The 18,222-nt window shown below is 61.8% G+C and carries 16 protein-coding genes and 1 pseudogene; 7 read left to right on the forward strand and 10 right to left on the reverse strand.

Translation table 11 applies throughout. The annotated features are described in order from the left end of the window. Positions 1–562, reverse strand: a pseudogene (locus tag AC1D0Z_RS08940) (kynureninase); the annotation flags it as partial. Continuing rightward, on the reverse strand, positions 559–1,218 hold the full coding sequence (kynB, locus tag AC1D0Z_RS08945; protein WP_477657895.1) for an arylformamidase: 660 nt from the start codon (positions 1,216–1,218) through the stop codon (positions 559–561). The pseudogene AC1D0Z_RS08940 and the gene kynB, both read right to left, overlap by 4 nt. A gap of 224 nt (positions 1,219–1,442) precedes the next feature. Here kynB and AC1D0Z_RS08950 point away from each other — a divergent pair, with 224 nt between their 5' ends. Further along, positions 1,443–2,207, forward strand: a complete 765-nt coding sequence (locus AC1D0Z_RS08950) for an SDR family oxidoreductase (RefSeq protein ID WP_477657896.1) — start codon at positions 1,443–1,445, stop codon at positions 2,205–2,207. Between the two features lie 76 nt (positions 2,208–2,283). After that, complete coding sequence (locus tag AC1D0Z_RS08955; protein ID WP_477657897.1) at positions 2,284–3,444, forward strand: GntR family transcriptional regulator; 1,161 nt, start codon at positions 2,284–2,286, stop codon at positions 3,442–3,444. A 21-nt stretch (positions 3,445–3,465) separates the two neighbouring features. Here the strand turns inward: AC1D0Z_RS08955 and AC1D0Z_RS08960 are convergent, their stop codons facing one another. Further along, a complete protein-coding gene (locus AC1D0Z_RS08960; RefSeq protein WP_477657898.1) occupies positions 3,466–4,524 on the reverse strand; it encodes an oxidoreductase in 1,059 nt (352 codons plus the stop codon). A gap of 24 nt (positions 4,525–4,548) precedes the next feature. After that, positions 4,549–5,901: a class-II fumarase/aspartase family protein gene (locus AC1D0Z_RS08965; protein WP_477657899.1), complete on the reverse strand. Its 1,353-nt coding sequence runs from the start codon at positions 5,899–5,901 to the stop codon at positions 4,549–4,551. A gap of 84 nt (positions 5,902–5,985) precedes the next feature. Between AC1D0Z_RS08965 and AC1D0Z_RS08970 the strand changes: the two genes are divergently transcribed. Further along, positions 5,986–7,089 (forward strand): Bug family tripartite tricarboxylate transporter substrate binding protein, encoded by a 1,104-nt coding sequence (locus AC1D0Z_RS08970; protein WP_477657900.1) that lies wholly within the window; start codon positions 5,986–5,988, stop codon positions 7,087–7,089. 250 nt (positions 7,090–7,339) lie between these two features. Here AC1D0Z_RS08970 and argF read toward each other — a convergent pair whose 3' ends face one another. Both argF and AC1D0Z_RS08980 read right to left on the reverse strand, forming a co-directional pair. Further along, the gene (gene argF, locus AC1D0Z_RS08975; protein ID WP_477657901.1) at positions 7,340–8,284 is read right to left on the reverse strand and encodes an ornithine carbamoyltransferase; all 945 of its coding nucleotides are present in this window, start codon (positions 8,282–8,284) and stop codon (positions 7,340–7,342) included. After that, complete coding sequence (locus AC1D0Z_RS08980) at positions 8,281–9,498, reverse strand: acetylornithine/succinylornithine family transaminase (RefSeq protein WP_477657902.1); 1,218 nt, start codon at positions 9,496–9,498, stop codon at positions 8,281–8,283. The genes argF and AC1D0Z_RS08980 overlap by 4 nt, the downstream gene beginning before the upstream one ends. A 286-nt stretch (positions 9,499–9,784) precedes the next feature. Between AC1D0Z_RS08980 and AC1D0Z_RS08985 the strand changes: the two genes are divergently transcribed. Then, positions 9,785–10,105, forward strand: coding sequence for a DUF3579 domain-containing protein (locus AC1D0Z_RS08985; protein ID WP_411885285.1), 321 nt, complete (start codon positions 9,785–9,787; stop codon positions 10,103–10,105). Positions 10,106–10,231: 126 nt separating this feature from the next. Here the strand turns inward: AC1D0Z_RS08985 and rpsT are convergent, their stop codons facing one another. Continuing rightward, complete coding sequence (gene rpsT / locus AC1D0Z_RS08990) at positions 10,232–10,543, reverse strand: 30S ribosomal protein S20 (RefSeq protein WP_007864125.1); 312 nt, start codon at positions 10,541–10,543, stop codon at positions 10,232–10,234. 322 nt (positions 10,544–10,865) lie between these two features. Between rpsT and murJ the strand changes: the two genes are divergently transcribed. Together murJ and AC1D0Z_RS09000 are read left to right on the forward strand one after the other, a co-directional pair. Further along, positions 10,866–12,431 (forward strand): murein biosynthesis integral membrane protein MurJ, encoded by a 1,566-nt coding sequence (murJ, locus tag AC1D0Z_RS08995; RefSeq protein ID WP_477657903.1) that lies wholly within the window; start codon positions 10,866–10,868, stop codon positions 12,429–12,431. A 74-nt stretch (positions 12,432–12,505) separates the two neighbouring features. Beyond that, complete coding sequence (locus AC1D0Z_RS09000) at positions 12,506–13,357, forward strand: SirB1 family protein (RefSeq protein ID WP_477657904.1); 852 nt, start codon at positions 12,506–12,508, stop codon at positions 13,355–13,357. 124 nt (positions 13,358–13,481) lie between these two features. On the opposite strand, the gene AC1D0Z_RS09005 is transcribed toward AC1D0Z_RS09000, so the two are convergent. After that, positions 13,482–14,405: a LysR family transcriptional regulator gene (locus AC1D0Z_RS09005; RefSeq protein ID WP_477657905.1), complete on the reverse strand. Its 924-nt coding sequence runs from the start codon at positions 14,403–14,405 to the stop codon at positions 13,482–13,484. After that, positions 14,386–14,532 carry a hypothetical protein gene (locus AC1D0Z_RS09010; protein ID WP_477657906.1) on the reverse strand — a complete coding sequence of 49 codons (147 nt, stop codon included), beginning with the start codon at positions 14,530–14,532 and terminating at the stop codon, positions 14,386–14,388. The genes AC1D0Z_RS09005 and AC1D0Z_RS09010 overlap by 20 nt, the downstream gene beginning before the upstream one ends. A gap of 15 nt (positions 14,533–14,547) precedes the next feature. Here AC1D0Z_RS09010 and metE point away from each other — a divergent pair, with 15 nt between their 5' ends. Beyond that, entirely contained in the window at positions 14,548–16,896 is a 2,349-nt protein-coding gene (gene metE / locus AC1D0Z_RS09015; protein ID WP_477657907.1) for a 5-methyltetrahydropteroyltriglutamate--homocysteine S-methyltransferase, read from the forward strand. Between the two features lie 26 nt (positions 16,897–16,922). Here the strand turns inward: metE and AC1D0Z_RS09020 are convergent, their stop codons facing one another. Next, positions 16,923–17,900, reverse strand: coding sequence for a division plane positioning ATPase MipZ (locus AC1D0Z_RS09020; protein WP_477657908.1), 978 nt, complete (start codon positions 17,898–17,900; stop codon positions 16,923–16,925). Positions 17,901–18,222: the final 322 nt, after the last annotated feature.

Here is an 18,222-nt window from a genome sequence, read left to right on the forward strand (position 1 = left end):
CCGCGGCAGTGACCGCGGCCATGTCGTGCATGGCGCCGGTGCGGTAGTTCACGTGGGTCAGCATCAGCACGGCGACTTCGGCCGTGAGCGCGGCGGTGATTTCTTCGGGCTCGACGAGCTGCAGGCGGTAACCGCGCTCGCGACACAGCGCCTCGGCGATGTAGAGATCGGTCGGGAAATTGCTGCGCTCGCTGACGATGATCTTGCGCGCGGGCGCGTCTTGCGCGGCGATGTGCAGCGCGGCGCTCAGCACCTTGTAGAGGTTGATGGAGGTGCTGTCGGTGGCCACCACTTCGCCGGGCTCCGCACCTATCAGCTGCGCGATCTTGTTGCCCAGGCGCTGCGGCAGCCCAAACCAGCCGGCACTGTTCCAGGAGCGGATCAGGCCCTGGCCCCATTCGGCCGTCACAGCTTCGGCCACACGCGCTGCGGCTGTTTTGGGCAGTACGCCCAGCGAGTTGCCGTCGAGGTAGATCACACCTTCGGGCAGGATGAACTGCTGGCGCAACGTGCGCAGCGGGTCTTGCGCATCGAGGGCGCGGCAGTCTTGGAGAGTGGTCATCTTTTTTCTTCAGGAAGTTCGCGCAGGATGGCCCGAACGGGTGAGGCATCGGCCCGGGCCAGTTTGAGCGGCAGGGCGATCAGTTCATAGTCTCCTTCGGCTACGTCGTCGAGTACCAGGTTTTCCAGCACGCGCAGGCCGTGCGCCAGCAACTGGTGATGGCTGGGCAGGTCCTGGCTCGTGGCCGGGTCCACGCTGGGGGTGTCGATGCCGATCAAAGCTATGTTTTTTGTAGCTAAAAGTGCAAGCGTTTCTTGCGCTACCGCCGTAAATGAATCCCAGCTTTGGCTGGCGGCGTGTGAGGTGCGCAGCAGCACGCGCGCCGGCAGGTTATGCAGCGCATGGGCAATGTGCTGAGGCAACACCAGCGGGCCGCAGTCCATGCAATGAATCACGCGGCAAGGCCCAAGGTAAGGGGCGAGATCCACCTCGCCGATGCTGGCCTCGCCATTGGCATAGTGCAGCGGTGCATCGGCATGCGCACCGGTGTGCGGCGACAGCGTGATGCTGTTGACGTTGACGGGGCAACCGGGTGAGAGCGAAAAATGCAGCTGCTGTGAATAGGCTGTGTCACCGGGGAACACAGCGGCGCTTTCGTCCACCGATGGCGAGATGTCCCAGAGTTTGCGCGGCGTGGATGTGATGGAGGCAGGCATGCATCCAAAGGTAGCACCGGCAAAAATGCCGTGGTGTCGGTTATTTCCAACAATCCCAAAAATAGTTGAAACCTAAAGTACTTGGTGAAGAGTGAGTGGCGTGCGAGTCAGGAACGCTCTGTGCAGTTCGCCGGCCTGGGGCACAATTCGCGCTTGTGGCGCTCATTGCTGCATCGATTTACCAGAACACCTTTACAACCCCTTCAAAGAGACAAAGGCACACCATGAATTCCGAGAACAAGTCCAGCGGCAAAGTCGCACTCGTCACCGGYGCGGGCACCGGCATTGGCAAGGCTGTGGCCCTGGCCCTGCTGCGTGAAGGCTACAGCGTGGCGCTGGTGGGCCGCCGTGCTGAACCGCTCAATGAGGTCGCCAAAGAGGGCGGCACGGACCGCGCGCTGGCGCTGCCGACCGACGTGAGCCAGCCTGAATCCGTGGCGGCGGCGTTCGCCAAGGTCAAGGAAAAATTCGGTCGGCTTGACCTGCTGTTCAACAACGCCGGCGTGGGCGCGCCGGCCATCAACATTGAGGACCTCACATTTGAGCAATGGAAGAATGTGGTCGACATCAACCTGACGGGTTCCTTCCTCTGCGCGCAGGCGGCCATCCGGCTGATGAAAGACCAGTCACCCCAGGGCGGCCGCATCATCAACAACGGCTCGATTTCGGCCCACGCGCCGCGGCCCAATTCGGCACCTTACACGTCTACCAAGCATGCCATCACGGGCCTGACCAAGTCGATCTCTCTGGACGGGCGCAAGTACAGCATTGCCTGCGGCCAGATTGACATCGGCAATGCCATGACGGAACTTGCGGCCCGCATGGCCAAGGGCGTGCCCCAGGCCAACGGCGAGATCGCCATTGAGCCGATGATGGATGCGAAGGAAGTGGCCGATGCGGTGGTTCACATGGCGTCGTTGCCGTTGTCGACCAATGTGCAGTTCATGACCATCATGGCCACAAAGATGCCGTTTGTGGGCCGCGGTTGAGGCGCACGAGCCGGGGCTGCCATGACTCCGGCTTTAGCGAATGATATTGCCGTGAAATGTGTTGTATTGTATGTATATGAGCAATACAGCATCTGATCTGGAACAGTACCTCGAAGAGTTGGCACGTACTGCCCAGCCCGGGGACCGCCTTCCGACGATCCGCGACTTGATGCGCCGGTTCGCGGTGTCCCAGATGGTGATTCAGCGGGCCTTCCAGGGCTTGAAAGCCAGGGGGCTGATTGCATCGCAGGTAGGCCGTGGCACCTATTTTCGTGTGGAGGGTGAAGCCGCCGGTGCCACTCCGGGCGCCCAACCATCGGCCGGCAGGTCCGTGCTGCTGCTGCGCCGTTCCATCAGCATTACCCGCGGACGTGTGCTGATAGAAGGGCTGCAGCGCCGCTTTACCGCCGATGGCCACCGAGTACTTGAAGTGTCTTACACCGATCCCGCCCACGCGCGGACCATCCTGAAGGGCTCGCCCCGCTTTGACGCCTGCGTGGTTCAGTCGAGCTACAAAACCATCACGATTGACTTGCTGGCAGCGCTGAAAGAGAAATGCGATGTGTTGGCCGTGGATGGTGCGGCGCTTGCGGGGGCCGATGTCGAGGTGGTCGGCATGGAATGGGGGGAGCCGCTGGCTACGGCCGTCACGCTTTTGCAGCAGCAAGGCCATCGCCGCATTGCATACGCAACAACGTCGCACCCCTTTCTGGCAACCCAGATGGGACGGCGGCGGTTCGACTACCTGCAGGCCACCCTGGCAGGAATTGAGCTTCAGGCGATCACCGTGCCGCACCTGCCTGATGAGAACTACGAAGCGGCGCTTGTGGGGATGATCACGGCCAGTCTGGATGCCTCGGGGCAGTTACCTTTCACCGCGTTGGTGGCATGGGGCATCGAGGATGGCGCCAGATTCCGGGAACTGCTGCGAGAGGCCGGCGTTGGCATACCCGCACTGCTGAGTGTGGTGTTGCTGGGGCGTACGGATCTTGCGAACGAGCACGCCAACTTCTTTGACACGATCGGATGCAGCGTGGCCGATCAGGTCGAGTATTTGCACCAGGCCATCAATGCACGATGGGCCGACCCCTCCATCCCTTATGGCGTATGCCTGATTCCCGTCACAACCTACGCTGGCCAATCGATAGCCACCCTGCCGATGGCCGGTGAGCCGCATGGGCAGGGTTTACAGAAGCCCGTTAGGGCTCGCAGCCAGGCGTTTGCCACCGGGCCCTGAGATTTCTTCGAACGCGTGCTGTCACGCCTGGAATTCGACGGCGGAAACGGGTATGGTGCAACCCTCTCGCGCACTCCGCAGTCCCAGCTCAATCAAACCGATGACCTGCATCGCCTCATGAGCGGTGACGGGGTTGGCTCCCTTGCCATGGATGGCATCGCGTACTGCGCTGTAGTAGGCAGGGTAGTCACCCGCAGCGCAGTTCATTTCTCGCCTTACGCAAGCGCCGTCAGTCCAAACTGAAACCTCGGCAGGCAAGGGATCAACTCCCCAGTCCGGCGCCGGAGGCCGCTTTCCGGCTTTCAGCGCATTTTCTTGTGGATCAAGCCCCGTCTTGACGAAACTGCCCCGGCTTCCATGCACTGTGAAGCGCGGCCCCGGGGCCAGCGCCAGCGCGCTGCCATGCAGAATGATCCGGCGTTGGCCATAGCGCAACACGGCGTGAAACCAGTCGGGAGTCTTTGCGCCATCGCGTTGCTGCGCGAGGTCGAGCGCAATCGATTCGGGAAGCCCGAATATCTGCAGCGCCTGATCCAGTAGATGGGCTCCAAGGTCGTACCACAGTCCGCCGCCCGTATCGGCTTGCTCGCGCCAACGGCCAAGCACTTCCGGCCGGTAACGGTCGAAGTGGGATTCAAAATGAACGATTTGCCCCAGTTCACCGGAGGCAATGACCTGGCGCAGCGTCAGGAAGTCTGCATCCCAGCGACGGTTGTGGAAGACGGAGAGCAGGCGCCCGGCGGCCTGCGCTTTTGCCTGCAATTGCCGTGCTTCTTCCCACGTGACCGTAAAGGGTTTGTCGACCACCACGTGCTTGCCTGCGGCCAGCCCTGCGCAAGCGAGCGGGAAATGTGTGTCGTTGGGTGTTGGGACCACCACAAGGTCAATGTCCGGACGCGCAAAAAGCGCCTCTGCAGTTGCTTCGACCTGCACATCGGGCCAGTCGGCATACACCTTGGAAGGGTCGCTGCTTGAAATCGCGGCAAGTCTGAGCCCCGGGATTCCTGCTACCAGAGGTGCATGAAACGTTTTGGTGGCATAGCCGTAACCGACGATGCCAACGCAGAGAGTTTTAGGCACAAGGTGTCCCTTTTAGTTTGACCGCTATCGAGGTCGCGTCACGCGCTCGACCGTCTCAATCGTGATGGCCGCCGATTCGCCTACATAGTTGCTTGCTACAAGTGCCTGGGCCAGGCCCTCAGGAAGCCCATGCTTTGCAAGCATCGGGTGCTCACTGATGGTTGTTATAAACGGAACCCCTTCGGATTGGGACCGCTGCGCTGCTTCGTAGAGAATCTTGTGCGCCTCGTGGCGTCCCATCAGCCTGGTCAGCCGCATCATGACGGCTTCCGAAGCGATCAGGCCATTCGACAGTTCAAGATTGTGCCGCATCGCCTCGGCGTTTACCGTGAGGCCCTTTGCCAGCCTGGCAAGGGTTTCGCCAATGGACGCCGAGATGATGGCGATTTCTGGAAGCAGGGTGTCGGCCACGTTGGTTGCCGACGAATCGCCTTCGTCCATGCGCACCATGGCTTCAAGGGCCGCAGGTACCCGAATCCGCATCATGCGCGCAAGGCTGACCAGCAGCAGCGCGGTGGAAGGATTGCGTTTTTGCGCCATGGTCGAGCTGCCTACCTTGCCCATATGAAACGCTTCCGCAACCTCCCCGATTTCCGTGCGCTGCAGGAATACGACGTCTTGCGCGATTTTCTGCGCAGTACCTGCAAGCAATCCCAGTGCCGAAATGTAGTCGCATACGCGGTCGTAGGACGAGCGGCTTGGCAGTCCGGCCGGCGTCAACCCGAGCCGCTCAGCCATGCGGGCCTCCACGGCGCGGCCCTTGTCGCCCATCGCCGCGAAAGTGCCTATCGCACCGCCCATGCACGCGACGAACGACGACGCCAGGCGCCGCGTCAAGCGGTCCCGGTCCCGATCCAGTTCGTCAATCCAGCCGGCCAGCTTGAAACCGAACGTCATCGGCAATGCGTGTTGGCCGTGTGTGCGGCCAGCCATTGCCGTTGCCCGGTGTTCCTGCGCCAGCCTGCCAAGTGCGGTGATGGCTCCATCCAGATGACCCGTCAACAAATGGTGTGTCTCATGCATCTGCAGTGAACTTGCGGTATCGAAGATGTTCTGCGTCGTCGCCCCCCAATGGATATAGCCTGCTGCCGGGTCGCCACACAGCGCTTCGAACTGGGAGAGGACGGGAACAAGTGGATGTTGTGCAAACGCAATGTCCCTGGACAGGCGCTCCAGATCGAAGAGCCGGGCATCGGCTTTCTTGCCGATGGTTTGCGCAGCCTCGGCGGGAATGACGCCGAGCTCGGCCTGGGCATGAGCCAGTGCTGCTTCGACATCGAGCCATGTCTGCAAGGTGGCCCTGTCGCTCCAGATGCGCTTGGCTTCGCCGCTGAACCAGTGGCGGGTAATAAATGATTCAAACATACTGGTATTCATGGGAGGGCTTGGGTTATGACGCGGCAAACCTGTCGGGGAGCGCTATTAAATTTAGATTGATACATATTGTATTTATGTAATTCTATGTTTTATATGGAAAAAATAAAAAACAGTACAAGTTACAATAAATATAAATACAATATTCTCACCTGCATTCGGTGGGTATATAAAACATGGAGACACGTCATGGAAGATCTTTTTGCTTGCCAGCGGGCCGGACGCCGCAGGCTGTTGAAGCAGCTGGCCTTGCTGGGCGCCAGCGCGTTATTACCGGGCATTGGCCGCGCACAATCGGACAAGCCTGTATCGCTGATCGTCGGTTACTCTGCCGGCGGCAGTGCCGACCTGGTCGCCCGGGTTGTGGGTGCCGAGCTGTCAAAGCGCCTGGGGCGCCAGGTCATCGTCGAGAACGTTGCGGGCGCCAGCGGCATGATTGCCGCGCAAAAGGTGCTCAATGCGCCTGCTGACGGTAACCTCATCTACATGGGAGGCACAGACACCGTGCTTGTGCCCATGGTCAATCCGAAAACCCGGCTTGATTGGGAGAAAGACCTTCTGCCGGTTGGCAGAATGACCACGGTGCCCCTGGTATTCGCGGTCCCCGCGGGTTCGCCCCATGCAACGCTTTCCGACCTGGCGGGCGCGCTGCGAAAAAGCGGGAAAGACAATTTCAATTACGCAACGCCCGGAATTGCGACGATGCAGCATCTCTACGGCTCGCTCATCAACAAGCGGTCGAACGTGGAAATGCTGCATATCCCCTACCGTGGTGGTGCCCAGATCGTGAATGATCTTGTGGGTGGCCAGGTGGACAGCGCGGTGCTGGTCATGTCGACGGCCATGCCCTTTCTCAGGGAGGGCAAGATCAAGGCCTTGTCGGTGTCGGACAGTGCCCGCGTCCCGCAACTGCCGAATGTCAGGCGCATTGGCGAGGAAGAGGGCTTCAACGGGATTTCGCTCCCGCTCTGGCAAGGCCTGTTTCTGAAAGCGGGAACCGCCCCCTCTATCGTGGCCGCTTATGAAAAGGCATTGCTGGAAGCGCTCGCACAGCCCGACGTGCGCACGAAGCTGGCGGAAGGCGGCATCACGGTCGCCCCGATGACGGGGCGGGAACTTCGTGCGTTCGTCGGCCCTCAGGCTGCGCTGTACCGCGATATTGTGAAGACCGCAAAAATCACCATGGAATGATTGAGGCCGGTTTGCCTGCATTCGTCGGTCAGATTTGTTGCCCTGAGCCGATCACAGGCGGTCATCTGGCCCTGCGGCGATGAAAGAAGGATGATCGAAATGCGCGTCAGTCCCGGCGGCGATGGGCGGCTTTTGGCCGATATAGGCGGCACCAACGCACGCACGCGGCCTGCGGTCGCTTCACGTGCGCTTTGCGCACATGAGCCTGCACCGAAACAGGCTACCGGCGCTCTGCGCCTGCACTCGCGTGTTACGCGAGCTGCCCAAGCAAAAGGAACTCCATGAGTGCCTTTTGTGCGTGCATCCTGTTTTCAGCCTCATCCCAGACCACAGACTGYGGGCCGTCGATCACGTCGGCTTCGACCTCTTCGCCGCGGTGGGCTGGCAGGCAGTGCATAAAGAGGGCGTCGGGCTTGGCGGCCTTCATCATCTCGGTGTCCACGCACCAGTCGGCAAACGCTTTTTTGCGCGCTTCATTCTCGGCTTCATAGCCCATGCTGGTCCACACATCGGTGGTGACGAGATCGGCGCCTGCGCAGGCCTGCATCGGGTCCTTGAAGACCTTGTAGCTTTCGGCCGAACGGATGCCGGCGATGGACTGGTCGACTTCGTAGCCGCCTGGCGTGCTCACATGCACCTTGAAGCCGAGGATTTCGCTGGCCTGCAGCCAGGTATTGGCCATGTTGTTGCCGTCGCCCACCCAGGCCACGGTCTTGCCCTTGATGGAGCCGCGATGCTCGATGTAGGTGAAGATGTCGGCCAGGATCTGGCAGGGATGGAATTCGTTGGTCAGGCCATTGATGACCGGCACGCGCGAATGCTCCGCGAAGCGATCGATCTTGGTTTGTTCAAAGGTGCGGATCATCACCAGGTCGACCATGCGGCTGATGACCTTGGCGCTGTCTTCGATCGGCTCGGCCCGGCCCAGCTGGCTGTCGCCAGTGGTCAGGTGCACCACGCTGCCGCCCAGCTGGTACATGCCGGCTTCAAAGCTCACGCGCGTGCGGGTCGAAGCTTTCTCGAAAATCATGGCCAGTGTGCGGTCGACCAGCGGCTGGTGTTTTTCGTAGGTCTTGAATTTCTTTTTGATGATGGCCGCGCGCTCAAACAGGTAAGCGTACTCAGCCGCGTTCAGGTCGCTGAACTGCAGGTAGTGCCGAACCGGGGCGGGGGTAGAGGGGGTCGCAGTGGTCACGCGTTCTTCTCTTTCAGCAGCTGTTTGATCAGCGGAACCAGAATGGCCACCGCTTCGTCGGCCTCGGCCGTGGTCATGATGAGCGAAGGCACCATGCGGATCACGGTGTCGGCGGTCACGCTCAGCAGCAGGCCGTTTTCGGCGGCACGGGCGAGCAGCTCGCCGCAAGGCACCGTCAATTCAATGCCCAGCATCAGGCCCCGGCCGCGGATTTCTTTCAAACCTTTTTCACCGGCAAGTTCGCGGGCCAGCGCCGCGCGCAGGTGATCACCCACCTTCACGGCATTGGCCAGCAGGCCTTCTTCTTCCATGATGCGCAGGGTTTCCACGCCGGCGCGCATGGCCAGCGGGTTGCCGCCAAACGTGGTGCCGTGGTTACCGGGGCCAAAAATATGCGCGGCTTTGGGGCCGGCAACGACTGCACCAATCGGCACGCCAGAGCCCAAACCCTTGGCCAGCGGCATCACGTCGGGCTTGATGCCGGCCCACTGGTGGGCAAACCATTTGCCGGTGCGGCCCATGCCGCATTGCACTTCGTCGATCATCAGCAACCAGTCGCGCTCGTCGCACAGCGCGCGCACGTCGCGCAGGTACTCGTCCTTCATGCTGTTGATGCCGCCTTCGCCCTGGATGGCTTCAAAGAACACGGCGACCACGTTGGGGTTGCTGGCGGTGGCGGTTTTCAGCGCCTCGATGTTGTTCAGCGGCACGCGGATGAAACCTTCGACCAGGGGGCCGAAGCCGGCCTGCACCTTGGGGTTGCCGGTGGCGCTCAGCGTGGCGATGCTGCGGCCGTGGAAAGCTTTTTCGTAAACCACGATTTCGGGACGCTCAATGCCTTTGTCGTGGCCGAACTTGCGCGCCAGCTTGAGCGCGGCTTCATTGGCCTCCAAGCCAGTGGAGCAGAAAAACACGTTTTCGAGGCCCGACAGTTCCACCAATTTGGCCGCCAGGGTTTCCTGCAAAGGCACATGGTAGTAATTGGAGCTGTGGATGAGCTTGGCGATCTGGTCCTGCAGGGCGGGCACCAGCTTGGGATGGTTGTGGCCCAGGGTATTGACGGCGATGCCGCCCAGCGCGTCGAGGTAGGCCTTGCCGTTGACGTCCCAGACGCGGCAACCCTGGCCGTGGTCCAGCGCAATGGGCAGGCGGCCGTAGGTGTTCATCACGTGAGGGGAGGCGGCTTCGATGTGCTTGGGCAGGGCTGCGGTCATGGAGGACTCCGGAACGAGGGCTGTAACAGGGCTGAAAATCGGAGGCCCGCAGCGGGTGATGCGGGCCTGAAGTGATTTTAGGCGCAGAGTTTGCGGGCTTTTGTGACGATCCTGCATCACTGCAATGCAGGTTCCGCCCGGCGCTTCTCCGGGCGTCCCCATCATTGAAAATTGCCCGGCAAGTCTTATATAAGAGTCACAAATACGATAGAATTGTTGTGCGGTGCAGCATGGGGGCGAATACGATCCCTTTCCCACGTCAGACAGCGCAAAAACCCTCCATCCGATGGTCTCCAACACCGCCAAAGAAGTCTTCATCCAGGGTATTACCCGCGACGGCAAAACCTTCCGGCCCAGCGACTGGGCCGACAGGTTGTGCGGTGTGATGAGTCATTTCCGCCCGGGCGGCCCGCAGCCCGGCAGCCACCTGACCTACTCCCCCTGGTGCGTGCCCACCGTCATCAACGGTGTGAAGTGTGTGGTCGTCAATTCGGAACTGCGCGAGGCCGAGCCCATGGCCTGGGACTTCGCCATCAACTTTGCCAAAGACAACGATTTACAGGTGGCCGAAGCCTGTTTAATTCCGGACCCTCCGCGCAAAGACTGAGGTTTTCGAAGCGCCAACAAAAAAGCCGTCTTTCGACGGCTTTTTTGCTTTGCTGCAGCGCACCCTACAAAACGGCGGACGGTATTTCCGTGAGGAGCATGCCGTCCGGGCGATTTGCCTAATTGCTTAGGCGGCCTTTGCGGGGGCCAGTGCCAGGGCTTTCACCTTGGCGGACAGGCGGCTCTTGTCGCGCGCTGCCTTGTTCTTGTGGAAGATGCCCTTGTCGGCAACCGTGTCCACAATGCTTTGGGCCTTGGCGAACAGGTCCTTGGCTTTGTCTTTGTCACCGGCTGCAACGGCTTTTTCGACGTTTTTCACAGCGGTGCGGTATTTGGAGCGCAGCGAGGTGTTCGCAGCGTTGAGTTTGACGTCCTGGCGGACGCGTTTGCGGCCCGACGCGAGGCGGGGGTTCTTTTTCTTGGGTTTGGCGGTAGCCATATATAAATTCCTTTAATCCTGGGGAGGAGTCTGTGGATGTTGCAGCAAAGCCCACGATTATAGCCCCCACGGTCATTCACTGCGTGTAATTCCCTGCCCCCCAAGGGGGCCGCCCGCCTGTGGCCCGGCGAAGCCGGCTCCACGGCTCATGCTGGTGAAAGAGGTTTGCGCAACATTTTGCTATGAAATCAGTAGCTGCTTGCGCTCGTCCTATAAGGGTTTCAGGCTATTTTGTGCATAAAACCGGGTGTTCCCGGCTGATTTTCCCGAGCAAGCCTGGCGTTGCCGGGCGTGGTGACCTCGGGGCTATAAACTCCTCGGGGTGTCACTATTCAAATCCGCCTCCACCGTCTCCCTTCTGACCCTGGTCTCCCGAATCACCGGCCTGGTGCGGGAACTGCTGATTGCCTCGACTTTTGGCGCCAGCGCCATGACGGATGCCTTCAATGTGGCTTTTCGCATTCCGAACCTGTTCCGGCGGCTGTTTGCCGAGGGGGCTTTCAGCCAGGCTTTTGTGCCGGTGCTGGCTGCCAGCAAGGCCCAAAACGGCGACGCTGACACCAAAATCCTGATTGACCGGGTTGCTACCCTGCTGGCCTGGGCGTTGCTGTTGACCTGCGTGGCCGGGGTAGCCGCGGCGCCTGTGCTGGTCTGGGCCATGGCCAGCGGCCTGAAGCAGGAGGCGCGCGGCTTTGAAGCTGCCGTGTTCATGACGCGCTGGATGTTCCCCTACATCGGCTTCATGTCGCTGGTGGCGCTGTCCTCGGGCGTGCTCAACACCTGGCGCCGGTTTGCCGTGCCGGCCGCCACGCCGGTACTGCTCAACCTTTCCATGATTCTGGCGGCCTGGCTGGGCGCCCCCTGGTTCAAGGCCCACGGGATTGAGCCGGTGTACGCCCTGGGCGGCGGCGTGATGGTGGGCGGCATCCTCCAGCTGGCGGTGCAGGTGCCGGCGCTGTTCCGGCTGGGGCTGCTGCCGCGCATCGGCTGGAACCCTTCCGCGATCAAGGCGGCCTGGGCTGACCCGGCCACCCAGAACATCACCCGGCTCATGGTGCCGGCCTTGCTGGGTGTCAGCGTGGCGCAGATTTCGCTTCTTATCAATACGCAGATCGCCTCGCACCTCACGCCCGGCAGCGTCAGCTGGCTCACCTATGCCGACCGCCTGATGGAGTTTCCGACCGCGATGCTGGGTGTGGCCATCGGCGTTGTGCTGATGCCGCAGCTTTCGGCCGCCAAAGCCGCCGGCGATGCGGCGCGATATTCGGCCATGCTGGACTGGGGCCTGCGCATCGTGGTGCTGCTGGCCGTTCCCTGCGCGGTGGCCCTGATGACGTTTGCCCAGCCGCTGGTGGCCACGCTTTATCACTATGGTGCTTTTACCGACCGCGACGTGCAGCAGACCACCACGGCCTTGATGGGCTACGGCGCGGGCTTGCTGGGACTGGTGGCCATCAAGGTGCTGGCGCCAGGTTTTTATGCCAGCCAGGACATCAAGACGCCGGTGCGCATTGCGGTGGTGGTACTGGTGGTGACGCAGCTGCTCAATCTGGCGCTGGTGCCGTTTTTGCAACACGCCGGGCTGGCGCTGGCCATCGGTATCGGTGCGCTCATCAACGCGCTGTGGTTGTTGTGGGGGCTCAAGCGGCGCGGCAGCTACACGCCGGCACCCGGTTGGGGCCTGTTTTCGGCACAGGTGGTGGGTGCGAGTGCGCTGCTGGCGGTTTTCCTGCTGTGGGCTGCCGGGGCCGTGAACTGGGTCGGCCTGAAGGGCCAGTACATGGAGAGAATAGGGCTGCTGGCGCTTGTCCTGCTTGCATCGGGCGCTATTTATTTTATAGCGCTATGGGCGTCGGGCCTGAAGGTGCGAAAGCTCCTGAAACATTGAGCTGTCGCCTTTTTCTGACTGTTCAAGGGCATTCCTTGATTCCCTTTTTGCGTCGGTTTATGAGACAGTAGGGTATGCAATTAAATCTGACCGTACCGTCTCCATTGCAGTATTTCTCCAGCCTTGTGGAAAGCGACGAGCATTTTCCCCTGCTGGAAGCCGCCGTCAGCCTGGCGCAGGACGAATACCCCGACCTTGACGTCCAGCAGGTGCTGGGCGACGTCGACCAGCTGCTGGCACGCCTCAAGCGCCGTCTGCCTGCCGATGCTCCCGCGCTTCAGCGCCTGCGCGCACTGAACCAGTTTTTCTTCCATGACCTGAACTTCGGCGGCAACGTCAACGATTACTACGACCCTGACAACAGCTACCTGAATGCCGTGCTGCGCACACGCCGCGGCATTCCCATCACGCTGGCGGTGCTGTGGCTTGAGCTGGCCCTGGGCTTGGGCCTCAATGCCCGCGGTGTGGCTTTTCCCGGGCATTTCATGGTCAAGGTCAACCTGCCCAAGGGCCAGGTCGTGATTGATCCCTTCAGCGGCCAGTCACTCAGCCGCGAAGAGTTGTCCGAGCGGCTGGAGCCCTTCCGGCAACGCAGCAATGCGGACGAAGAGTTCGAGGTGCCGATGGGCCTGTATCTTCAATCGGCGCCGCCGCGCGAAATCATCAGCCGCATGCTGCGCAACCTCAAGGAAATCCACAAGACGCAGGAAGACTGGCAGCGCCTCATTCCCGTGCAGGACCGCCTGATCGTTCTGCAACCCGAAGCGTGGACCGAATACCGCGACCGCGGCCTGGCGTGGGCCGCGCATGGCGAGCCCGAGCGGGCCATTGCGGATCTGGAAACCTACCTTGCCAATGCCGCAGACGCGCTGGACATCGATGCGATGGCTGAACGGCTGGCCCAGCTGCGCCAGAGCCGCCGCTGAGACGCCCTGCCGCGTGTACTCGATCTGCGGTTGAGTAGAGGGAGCGGCTCCCCGCCTGTTCCCGGTATGCTATGAATTTAATAGCTGCTTGCGCGCATCTATAAAGCGCTACGGGCCCTTTTTCTCAAAGAAGTTCAATCTCGCTGAGCGTCAAAAAGCAGCTTTCCCGTGTGATCGCCACAAAGTCTTCCAGCCAGGGCCGGCCTGACGTGGCTTGCGTGCACGCAACATACAGGTGCCCTGTCAGGCCTTTCTTGCCAACCGGCCTTGCGGTCACGTAACCCCGGTCAAGGTAACTTTGCACCGCCCATTTGGGCAAGGCGGCGATACCGCGGCCACTGGCCACCAGTTGCAGCATGGCAATCGTCAGCTCTGTGGTACGGCGCGCGGGCTTGACGCCGGCCGGCTCCAGCACCTGGCGCACCACGTCCAGCATTTCGTCGGGTACCGGGTAGGTGATCAGGGTCTGGTTGGCAAAGTCCCTGGCCGTGAGGTGCGCTTTTGCGGTCAGCGGGTGCCCGTTCGCCAGCAGCGCCATGATTTCAAAGCGGAACAGCGGGTGGAAGTCCACGGCTTCGCTGGCGTCTTCTTCCGAGACGATGGCGATGTCGGCGCGGTCCTGCAGCACGAGTGCAATCGGGTCAGGGTGAAAGCCCGAAACAATGTCCAGCTCCACCTCGGGCCAGCGGATGCGAAATGAGTCCATGGCCGGCATCAGCCAGTCAAAACAGGTGTGGCATTCGACCGCGATGCGCAGCTGGCCCGAACGCCCCGTCGCCAGCCGTGCCACATCCCGCTCGGCTTCCTCCACTTGCGGCAGCACGGCATCTGCGAGCGCCAGCAGCCTGAGGCCCGTGGTGCTGAACTGCGGGGGGACGGACTTGCGCTCGAACAGCGGCGTGGCGTAACGGTCTTCCAGCAGCTTGACCTGGTGCGAGAGCGCCGACTGCGTGAGGTTGAGCAACTGCGCCGCCCGCACGAGGCTGCCGCTGTCGCGCAGGGCGGTCAGCGTGCGCAAGTGGCGCAGTTCAAGGATGGACAGGCTCATCGTTAGTTCCCTGCAGATCGATCAGCAGATCAATCAAAGAATCAATTATTTTCATGTTGAATGGCAATATCTTTCGTTTGAATAATAGTTGAATCTGGCCGACGATGCGTTCTTCTGTGATTTGCATTGGGAGATAACTGACATGGTCCACACACATACCCTGGGTTTTCCGCGCATGGGCGCGAACCGGGAACTGAAATTTGCGCTTGAAAAACACTGGCGCGGCGAGATTGACCTGGCTGCACTGGAAGCTGTCGGCGCCGGCCTGCGCGAGCAGCACTGGGCCGTGCAGAAAGAAGCCGGGCTGGACTTTGTCACGGTAGGCGACTTCGCTTTTTACGACCACGTGGCCAATCACCTCCAGATGCTGGGTTGCGAGCCGGCGCGCTTTGGTTTTACCGGCCAGGAAGCTGCATTGAGCCGTTACTTTGCGATGGCGCGAGGTGTGAACACCGGCGGTGACCACCCCCACGGTACGGACTGCAGCTGTGCACAGAGCAAGACTGGCGGCGGCAGCTTCGCGCTGGAAATGACCAAGTGGTTTGACACCAATTACCACTACCTGGTGCCCGAGTTCGGTGCGGCCACACAATTCAGCCTTGCTTCAGAGCGCCTCTTCGATGAAGTGGCGCAAGCCAAGGATGCCGGCCACCGGGTCAAGGCGGTGCTGCTTGGACCACTGAGCTTTTTGTGGCTTGGCAAGKAAAAGACAGGCGGCGAAGAGCCCGGCTTTGACCGCTTCAGCCTGCTCGACAAACTGCTGCCGGTGTATGCGCAGATTCTCGGGCGGCTGAAGGCGCAAGGTGTGGAGTGGGTGCAGATCGACGAGCCTATCCTGGGCCTGGATTTGCCCGAGCAGTGGCGCTACGCCTTTGAGCGCAGCTATTCGCAGCTCGCCCGCAATGCACCCCGGCTGCTGCTGGCCACCTATTTTTCCCCGCTGGCCGACAACCTGAGGCTGGCTTGCCAGCTACCGGTGGCGGGCTTGCATGTCGATGCCGTGCGTGCACCCGAGGAACTGGTGGGTGTGGCCGACTGGCTGCCCGCACACAAGGTGCTGTCGGTGGGTATTGTCGACGGCCGCAACATCTGGCGCACAGATCCCGATGCGGCGCTGGCGAAGCTGCGCGCGGTGGCCGCCAGGCACCAGGGGGAGCTCTGGATCGCGCCCTCCTGCTCGCTGCTGCACGTGCCCTTCAGTCTTGCCGCCGAGAGCGCGCTGGATGAGGAGCTGCGCGCCTGGCTTGCGTTTGCGGTGGAAAAACTGGGCGAGCTGCGCATGTTGCGCGCGGTGTTTATGGGAGAGGCGTCTGGGGTTGCCAGGGAACTTGCTTCCGCCCGCGCAGCCGTTGYGACGCGCCGCCGCAGTCCCCGCGTGCACCGGGCCGATGTGGCGCTGCGTCTTGCGCGCAGTGTGGCGGGTGACGATTGCCGCAGCTCGCCATTTCCGGCGCGTCAAACCCTGCAGCGTGTGCGCTTTGCGCTTCCGACGCTGCCCACTACCACCATCGGCTCCTTCCCACAGACTGCGGAGATTCGCGCCGCGCGCGCAGCGTTCAAACGCGGCGAACTCGATGCGGCGGGCTACCGTGAAAAAATGAAGGGTGAGATCGCGCTGGCGGTGCGCAAGCAGGAGGCGCTGGGCCTGGATGTCCTGGTGCACGGCGAAGCGGAGCGCAACGACATGGTCGAGTACTTTGGCGAGCAGCTTGATGGATTTGCCTTTACCGCCAACGGCTGGGTGCAGTCTTACGGCTCGCGCTGCGTCAAGCCGCCCGTGATCTTCGGCGATGTGGCCAGGCCTGCACCCATGACGGTCGAATGGACGGCCTATGCGCAGAGCCTGACGAGGTTGCCGATGAAAGGCATGCTGACCGGTCCGGTCACCATCCTGCAATGGTCTTTTGTACGCGACGACCAGCCGCGCAGTCTGACCTGCGAGCAGATTGCCTGGGCCATCCGCGACGAGGTGGCGGACCTTGAGAAAGCCGGCATCGGCATCATCCAGATCGACGAGCCGGCCATTCGCGAAGGGCTGCCGCTGCGCCGTGTGAGCTGGGCCGCCTACCTGCGGGCCGCCACCCGGGCTTTTCGCATCAGTGCTTCGGGCGTTCGCGACGCGACGCAGATCCACACCCACATGTGCTATGCCGAATTCAACGACATCCTGCCGGAAATCTCCGCGATGGATGCCGACGTGATCACCATCGAGACCAGCCGCTCCGATATGGAACTGCTGCGCGGCTTTGGCAGTTTTAGTTATCCCAATGAAATCGGGCCCGGTGTGTATGACATCCATTCGCCACGCGTTCCCAGCGTGGACGCCATGGTGCGCCTGCTGCGAAAGGCCGCCAGCGTGATCCCGGCGGAAAACCTCTGGATCAACCCCGACTGCGGGCTGAAAACGCGGGGCTGGCCGGAAACCGAAGCGGCGCTAGGCAATATGGTGCGGGCCGCGCACGAAGTGCGCAAGGAACTGGCGCCTTCGTGACGCCGTGCGCCGGCAGGGAGGGTGGCTCAGGTGCCGCGCTTGAGGAAATGCGGAATCTGCATGCCGTCCGGAGAATTCACATTGCGCGACAAGGCTGGCGCCGTGCTGATCTGCACAGGCTTGCCGACCGCGCGTGCGGTGCTTTGTGAGGACATGCGCGCCCCATGCACCAGGGATTCCTGCGCGGGCATGAGGCTGTTAGGCAATGAGCTGCCCAAGCGCGCAGACGCGGCTTTGGCAGCGGGAGGTGGGTTGAGCGGGCGGGCACCCAGCGTTGCGGCGGTCGAAGGCAGGGGCGCGATCGCCCGGACCGGCGCTTTGGCCGGTGCCGCGGCATGCCCTTTTTCTGGCGCGTCGTTGGCCGCTTGCGGCGGATACAGCGTGGGCCGCAGCCACTGCAGGATCGGTTGCCACTGCTGCAGGTCTTGCGCCGCAGCGCTGGCCGGCAGGTCAAATATCGTCATGCCGCGCTCCAGGCTGCGTACATACAGCTGGGTTTCACGCAGGGCGCCCAGGAAGGGCATGCCGAGGCTTTCAGACCACGCCTGCAACGTTTTGGCCGCGCTGGTGCGTCCGTCGATGCGCATGCCCACCGTGGCAAGCTTGCAGCGGCCACTGGCCACGCGCGGCATCGCCATCAACTCGGCGTGGCACTGTGCGGCCGATTCGCGGTCAAATATCGAATTGCAGACCGGCATGACGATGACATCGGCGAACATCACCACGCGCGCCAGCTCAAAACCGTGCATGCCCCCCGGCGTGTCGAGCACCACGTGCGTGATGCCGGTGGGCACGCGCAGCATGTTTTTCTGGTCAACAGCCCAAGGTGCGATGGCGGGCAGCGCGGCGTCGCGGCGCTTGAGCCAGCTTCGCGCCGACTGCTGGCGGTCTACATCGCCCAGCATGACGGAGCTGCCATTGCGCGCGCACCACGCGGCCACGTGCGCGGCGAGCGTGCTTTTGCCACTGCCTCCCTTGCGGTTGACGACTGCAATAACGGGCATGGATGCTCCAGGGCGGGTTGAGGGATCAGCGAGGGATCAGCGAAATCGATGGAACAGTTTGATACAAAAACCGGCAAAAGTCCAGCAGAGCTAATCAGCATGGGCGCAAGCAGCTAGTATTTTTGTAGCGCCCCAGCAGTGATCCATGGCGATGTTTCGCCACGGGAGACATGGCAGGCAGTGCCGCTTCGCCTGCCTGCTATTGACCCTGTGCCGATGGACCTTCCGCCGCATTCCCGGCGGCGTCTCTCAGCCATCCCTTGAGCCATCGGCAAAATTCCCTGCCTGCTTCGGGTACGGCACTGCGTGGATTGATGTAGGC

It is taken from the genome of Polaromonas sp. P1_E3, from assembly GCF_056405935.1.

Bases quoted from the DNA above. Each gene is read 5' to 3' on its own strand.
- kynB (WP_477657895.1), bottom strand. From the start codon at position 1,218: ATGCCTGCCTCCATCACATCCACGCCGCGCAAACTCTGGGACATCTCG.
- AC1D0Z_RS08955 (WP_477657897.1), top strand. From the start codon at position 2,284: ATGAGCAATACAGCATCTGATCTGGAACAGTACCTCGAAGAGTTGGCA.
- AC1D0Z_RS08965 (WP_477657899.1), bottom strand. From the start codon at position 5,901: ATGAATACCAGTATGTTTGAATCATTTATTACCCGCCACTGGTTCAGC.
- AC1D0Z_RS08970 (WP_477657900.1), top strand. From the start codon at position 5,986: ATGTTTTATATGGAAAAAATAAAAAACAGTACAAGTTACAATAAATAT.
- AC1D0Z_RS08980 (WP_477657902.1), bottom strand. From the start codon at position 9,498: ATGACCGCAGCCCTGCCCAAGCACATCGAAGCCGCCTCCCCTCACGTG.
- AC1D0Z_RS08985 (WP_411885285.1), top strand. From the start codon at position 9,785: ATGGTCTCCAACACCGCCAAAGAAGTCTTCATCCAGGGTATTACCCGC.
- rpsT (WP_007864125.1), bottom strand. From the start codon at position 10,543: ATGGCTACCGCCAAACCCAAGAAAAAGAACCCCCGCCTCGCGTCGGGC.
- AC1D0Z_RS09000 (WP_477657904.1), top strand. From the start codon at position 12,506: ATGCAATTAAATCTGACCGTACCGTCTCCATTGCAGTATTTCTCCAGC.
- AC1D0Z_RS09005 (WP_477657905.1), bottom strand. From the start codon at position 14,405: ATGAGCCTGTCCATCCTTGAACTGCGCCACTTGCGCACGCTGACCGCC.
- AC1D0Z_RS09010 (WP_477657906.1), bottom strand. From the start codon at position 14,532: ATGCAAATCACAGAAGAACGCATCGTCGGCCAGATTCAACTATTATTC.
- AC1D0Z_RS09020 (WP_477657908.1), bottom strand. From the start codon at position 17,900: ATGCCCGTTATTGCAGTCGTCAACCGCAAGGGAGGCAGTGGCAAAAGC.